6 protein-coding genes are annotated in these 6,000 nt (G+C 43.3%); all 6 read right to left on the bottom strand.

Features of this window, described 5'->3' with window-relative positions:
- Positions 1–1,036: HK97 family phage prohead protease (locus tag QZL64_RS14125; RefSeq protein WP_296309733.1), on the bottom strand; the 1,036-nt coding region annotated here is incomplete at its 3' end.
- Complete coding sequence (locus tag QZL64_RS14120; protein WP_021842594.1) at positions 978–2,501, bottom strand: phage portal protein; 1,524 nt, start codon at positions 2,499–2,501, stop codon at positions 978–980. The genes QZL64_RS14125 and QZL64_RS14120, both read right to left, overlap by 59 nt.
- 3 nt (positions 2,502–2,504) lie before the next feature.
- Positions 2,505–2,720 (bottom strand): hypothetical protein, encoded by a 216-nt coding sequence (locus tag QZL64_RS14115; RefSeq protein WP_021842593.1) that lies wholly within the window; start codon positions 2,718–2,720, stop codon positions 2,505–2,507.
- A gap of 1 nt (position 2,721) precedes the next feature.
- Positions 2,722–4,575 carry a terminase gpA endonuclease subunit gene (locus tag QZL64_RS14110; protein WP_021842592.1) on the bottom strand — a complete coding sequence of 618 codons (1,854 nt, stop codon included), beginning with the start codon at positions 4,573–4,575 and terminating at the stop codon, positions 2,722–2,724.
- Positions 4,517–5,035, bottom strand: coding sequence for a hypothetical protein (locus QZL64_RS14105; protein WP_156705865.1), 519 nt, complete (start codon positions 5,033–5,035; stop codon positions 4,517–4,519). Before QZL64_RS14105 ends, QZL64_RS14110 begins: the two co-directional genes overlap by 59 nt.
- Before the next feature lie 443 nt (positions 5,036–5,478).
- Entirely contained in the window at positions 5,479–5,982 is a 504-nt protein-coding gene (locus tag QZL64_RS14100; RefSeq protein WP_021842590.1) for a hypothetical protein, read from the bottom strand.
- Positions 5,983–6,000 lie beyond the last annotated feature (18 nt).

The raw sequence follows: 6,000 nt of genomic DNA, 5'->3' as shown, positions 1-6,000 counted from the left end.
TTAACGCTGCACGAATTAAATCTTCATCATCCATGTAGCGTGCATTAGATTTACCTTCACGTTCAAGCGTATCAGTCATCATGTCTCGTAAACGCATACCACGATACTGCATGGCCCCTTCTGCCGGATTTGCTACGCTGATGCCGCCACGCATTAAGATAGAATCAGATACCGCTTCACGGATCTTGTCAGCCTCTTGGGCTCCTTGGCGAATTTCGGCCATATTGCTAGGCACGGCTGCACGTTCTTCTGCTAATTTGTTTAATACTGCGGATTGCACAGTAGCTACAGATGCACCACTGCGAATATATTCATCCGCATCAATATCAAAGTTACGGCATAACGCTGTAATGTCTGCCGCTCTTGTGCGTTCTGCTTCTGCAGCTGCTGCACGAATTTCTTCTTCATTTACTACTGGTGCAAGCACCGGTTGTGCTACTTCTGTACGCACATTATCTACTTCATGATTTTTTCCTGGCATAACTTTTTCTTCCTCCTCATTAATTACAAATTCCTCTTCACTGCGGCCTACGCCTACAGTCGCATCGGCCGGAACAGATACGATGCTAATTTCTAACGGTTCCCAACGCCTTGCAATACTTGCCGGTCCCGTCACCCCCGGCATAGTTACCGATTGCTTACCTGCTTCTACATCTTCCCAGCTATCTACTCGGTAACCAACGGATACACCTTGCAATGTTCCGCTTTTTACCTTTTCGTAGATAATATTAGACTGCTCGTCATTATCAAACCGTACATCTGCGTAGGCCTTATTGTCTGTAATTTCTACAGACTCAATATGGCCAATTACTTGATCCCGGTTATGGTTATACAACAAGCAACCTAATCCGCTATTAAAACGCTGCAGGTTTATCGCTTCAGGAGCACAATGCAAAATTTCTGCCCCGAACCACCGTTGATATGGTTCTTCAGAAGCAAATGACAATCTGACAGTTCGTGTTTCATCATTAACCGCATCACGATTCAACTGCATTTGTCGAGTTGCTTGGCTCCTGTTGCCCTGTTGCTGTGGCATTATTATTTCCTCCTTCCATTTTGATACCATACTCAGCCTCCAGCTTTTTAATGTACGCCAGTTCCGCTGCACGTTGTTCCATTACATCCTTCCAATCCAAACCTTTATTGGCACAGATATTGGCCAGCGTATCTTGCCCTGTTTTAAGAGCAATACGGTTTGCATTAGCTTCTTTTAATGGATCAATCCACGGCTGCCCCGGCATACTCCAAGCACATGCGTTTACGTATTCTTCTCGGTTTTCCCAGTAATTTGGTATTTTTACCGTACCGGCTAACACCAAACTATCAAGAAATGCCTCAAACACGTCATTGAGCATGTGATTTATCATAAAACGCTGTAGGCGTTTGTACAGTTGTGTATCCGTAATAAGTCCTTGCCGGGCACTGGAATAATTAACCTGGCTCATGTCACGGCTTGTTGCCTCATAACTAAGCCCTTGACCAGAACCAATAGCACGGATATATTGCGATACCATTTCTTTTGTGTTGCTAGCTTGTCCGGCCGGAATAACCGAGGCCACATCGTCCCCCGGTTGTAATTCCATGATCATGCCCGGCGAAATTCGACTTCGAGTGTAGCCGGTAGCGGGATCATAGTCCTTACCTTCCGGCGGATTCTGATTCATGGAACGACCTACGGCCCCCATAGGCAAGGCTCGTTTAATAAAAGCAGAAATACAGGCTAAGATTTTTTCCTTGATTGAGATTGTATCCATGTATTCTTCCATGTCATTAACTCGCTCAATCGCCTTAGCCAGCGGTGGCATCTCACGGATTTGTGACGGCAATTCTTTTTGCCACAATGCAATCACTCGATTCGCTTCAATTCTTTTACTTTGCGGCAGCGTCCATCCATCCGGGCTCGTTGACAGTAAGTGATACGCCATTGGCTTTTGATTTTCGTTGACTTCTACACCATTAATAATCGTATATTGCCCCGGCTTAGTAATTAGTGTTTCATCAAGATCATCAACTTCTTTTGCCTGCAACTGGAATGGAAATCGCTTAGAGCCGGTATTACATTTAAGAAGCAAAATACCTCCATCTACACGCATTCGCCGTAAGGCCATAGCACATAATTCATCAAAACTCTGCATGCCGGTAATATCACAATTCTTAGGCTTGCTCCACTCAGCAAATAATTTTTCGATTTGATTATTAAGCATCTCATCCTCGGTTTTCATCCGCAATGTAAAGCCGGTGCCAACAACATTATTTTCAAAGGCAATTAAAATAGAGCCTAATATATCACTATTACGCTCCATGTCTCTTGCCTTAGCCCGAATAATACTTCTTGCCGGCGTATTAACTTGTTCAGCCTTGCCGTTCGTAGGGAGCCACCCTAAACTACTGTTATTATTTTTGCCTGCCTTGTAGGTATTTGATAACCCATTCCGCCATGCTTGCCGTTCGTACGCCCATTGAGGGCTAAACCAAGCAATGGCCTTGTCTAAAATGTTCATAGTTTACCCTCTCATATAAGCCGCAACAAAGGCACCGCCGCCATTTTCAACCATAGCGATATCGGCCATCAATCTTCGCCGTTCTTTATATAACGTGGCCAAATCGCCACGCCTAACCATCGTATCCGAGGATAACCGGTATTCTTGTGCACCACTTTCAATATTGCTAATTGCCTCATTGATGGATGCTAATTGTTTTTTCAATCCTTGTAAATCCATATCATACTCCTAACCAATCATCACCAAATTCATCGTTTGATTGTTTACGCCCTTGATGCTGAGCACTCGTATTATTAATTTGTACTTGTTCACCGAGATACCTTACTGACAATAAATCCGCTGCTAAGGCTGCGTACACTTCTGTATCTAAGTAGTGATTGTCAATGCCGGATGATTTCGGCACCCAAGAGGCCAGACACCGATTATTCTTAATCGTTTCAATCTTGTGTTCCGAAGTAATCATCTCAGCATACCGGCGATCACAACCGTTATAAACCATCCAGCAGCCTTCACCGAGTGGCCGGCGTAGATGAGCATAGATAAAATCTTTGTATTGATCCGTATTAATCACATACACCCCTTGGCCATTCCATGATTTCCCGGAAGCATCAATATTGCTTCTGGTATATCTTGCAATCTTCTGGCTATTGGCCGCCCCTTTTACCGGTACCGCCCAATCACCGTTATATAAGCAAAATTCGTATATTTCGTCAGTCTTATACCCAGAGTCAATGGCACACAGTTGCACCTGCCACCGGAGTTCGCCATCACTATCCGGGTAGTGCCGGTTCATGATTTCTTCAATTTCTTCCAATGCTTCGCAATAGCCATGAGCAATGTTCTGGCTTGTAATTCGGTAGCCCCAAGCACGGATAGTCCAATAGTAGCCGTTTTTCTGTACGTCTACACCGGCCGTAAGCAATTGTGCCCATTCCGGTACAACACCCTCGTCCAAATCGCTTTCTTTTGAGAGGACTATATCCGCATCAAGCGTATCCGCTTTATTCTCCCATGGTTCACCTAACCATGAGTTAACAAAGTTTTGTAAATCGGTAGGATTATCCTTCGATGAAAGAAATTCACTGGCAATCCGACCGAATGTGACCCAAGGACTATATAAGCTACTTATGCTAAAGCCCACCTTGCTTACAATACCGGCAACTTGGTTTTCTGCGATCCATTTTCCCTGCTTTAACATCTGCATCTTATGGCGATCATCAATACGACCACCGCAATACGTGCATTCGTAATAAGCAGAATATCTAACAGTGGTAACATCTGAATGACCTTCTTCATTCTTTGGCCACTTAATGCCACCAAACTCCAATGTTTGCAATTTCCCACAGTGCGGACAAGGCACATAATACCGGTATCTTACATCAGCCGCTTCATAGGCGGTGTAAATATTACCGGTTTTAAGAGTCGGAGTTGAGCACATAAACATTTTTCTAATTGGCCAGTTCTTTAATCGCTCACTGGCTAACTTGATCGGGCTGGCTTCTTTCCCGGCAAAAATTGGGAATTTATCAATTTCATCCAAAAATAAAATAGGCACTGACCATGATGCCAGTGCACTTGGAGATCGGCTTGATGCAAATACAAGGAATCCACCTTGAAATTTAATCAAGTCCACACTATTTCTACTGTCTACCTTATCAGCCAATGTAGGGCAATTGCCTATCATCCGCTGTAATCGTAATTCACTGAATTGTTCAATAAGATTATCATCCGGTAACACATACATAATTCGGCTTGGATTTTGGCTTATGGTATAACCTACCATATTAAGCATTGCCTCTGTGCCACCAATCTGAGTGCATTTCAACCACACAATCTGCTCAATTTCATCCTTGTTAAAGCAGTCCATTATTAATTTCATGTAAGGCACGTTGTTTGTATCCCACATGCCCGGCCGGCTAGTCTCCTGCGAACTCATTACACGGTATTTATCCGCCCACTCAGAAACCGTCAGCCGTTCCGGCGGTGTGAATATAGCTAAGGCTCGTGATACTGCATTACTTAGATTTTGCCTTACTATATCTTCCGCTTGCTGTCTGCTTGGCTCCTGTCGCAAGTTGAGCTAACCCCCTTTCAATTTCACATTCCACTGTATGCTTTACATCAAAAGCAACCTCTGGATACTGATTATATATGTCCGCCATTGTCTTTTGACCAATGGCCAGTAATGTTGTTTTCACCTGAGCAAAGGTTTCTTTAAGGCGTTCTTCAATTTCTGCCACAGCAATATATTCGCCAATGGCGGCCTTTTGTTTAAGTTCTTCATTATCTGCACGAGCTTCCCGGTAGCGTAAATCGGCTTTCAATTTTTGCTGTTCCAGGCTTTCCCCATGCTCCGAATTTTTGATGTTTTTAAATTCCAAACAACCTTGAAGATCATACCAACCGGTGGTTACTCGTGGCAGACCTTTTTTAGCCCATACAGCGACCGTTTTTTTGTCAACCGCAAAAAGTCTGGCAATAGCCTGTGTACTCGCTAAAATCCGTCCTTCGTTCATACGAAAAAACTTGTTCATGTCCTCCACTAGTAAACACCCCCTTTGCTCTATTGGTTACCTTGGTTTTTGCAATTAATTTGAGAGACTTTTCGGGCTCGCAAGCACCCGCAAGGGTGGATAGCCCCAGAAAGTACCTTGTTTTTTCAAGAAGAGTACTTTACTTGAATACTTTTCTGTCATCAGCGATATATCTGCCATGCTCTCGCCTCACCTTGGCACAACGGTGTTTGACTAACGTCTTGCAGTCAGCAAACGTCCTGCACATGCCATCAATACAGATAGCCTTAGCCTTACACCAGCCGTGCCGGTTGTTCAGGCATCGCCGCTTACTGCAATGCACATCAGTCATTACCATCACGCCCAATCATTTATACAAACAAAAAAGGCATCAGCTTTTGCTGACACCTTTTATTACGCACTATCATCTTAACATATAAAAACTCCGCAATTACTCCGCTCTTTTAATAAGCCCCTGAAAATCCCCATAAGAGCAGTGTCATATCGTCAATCCCTTCTTTAAGCTTCTCATATAATGCTGTTTTCCCTACAGGATTGTTCGCCAAAATTTCTGCTTCTTTCTTACGCTCAATGTAAAACTGTTTCAACAATTCATATTTAAGACTGGCTTCTTCCTTACATTCTTTTTCGTACACTTCAAGCATACGATCAATATGATTAATCATTACTTCAGTCCGTTCTTTACTAATCATGATAGCTTCTAGTTTTACATAGCCACGCTTATCGAATATCTCGGTTAAAACCAATTTCAAATCGCTTGGCCTGCTTTTGTAGGTAGAGTCTATAGCCTGTGTTGCATGAGCCTTCAAGCGTTTATAATCACGCAATAACTTTTTAGTATTCTCACGTAATTTCTTTTCTATTCTTTCCTGTTTGGTCTCATTTTTCTTTTCCCAAATATCCACGGCCGTAGCCGTAGCCAAGCTAACAATTTCTTCTTGATTCATATAATTCCTTTCCTACCT

The sequence above is a fragment of the Veillonella sp. CAG:933 genome, from assembly GCF_000431435.1.
Classification (GTDB): Bacteria; Bacillota; Negativicutes; order Veillonellales; family Veillonellaceae; genus Veillonella_A.
The sequence above is the reverse complement of the archived record's forward strand: the minus strand, read 5'-3'. Positions and strand labels throughout refer to the sequence as shown.